Source organism: Rhizobium sp. CSW-27, from assembly GCF_018760785.1.
GTDB lineage: Bacteria > Pseudomonadota > Alphaproteobacteria > Rhizobiales > Rhizobiaceae > Neorhizobium.
Map to the genome: position 1 here is coordinate 1 of NZ_JAHHZO010000093.1, position 251 is coordinate 251.

Below are 251 nucleotides of genomic sequence, written 5' to 3' on the forward strand. Positions count from 1 at the left end.
TGATGACAGCCGCCCCGCAAGGGGCGGGAATGCCGCTATCAAAACAGTTCAAAGATCACCGCCGAAAGCGGCGGTAGGCTCAGACTGGACCGTCAACGGAGAAAATCGGGGTAAATCGAGGCGTCCAACTGTCTTCGGCGACACCAAGATGACCACCGCGCTACTCGACAGGCTCACCCATCACTGCGAGATCGTCGAAACTGGCAACGAGTCCTGGCGCTTCAAAAACCGATCTCAAAGCTAAAGCCGAA

At 56.6% G+C, this 251-nt stretch carries 1 protein-coding gene; it reads left to right on the forward strand.

What is annotated here, in order from left to right:
* Positions 1-244: ATP-binding protein (locus tag KLP42_RS27060; RefSeq protein WP_252193294.1), on the forward strand; the 244-nt coding region annotated here is incomplete at its 5' end.
* Between the last annotated feature and the right edge of the window lie 7 nt (positions 245-251).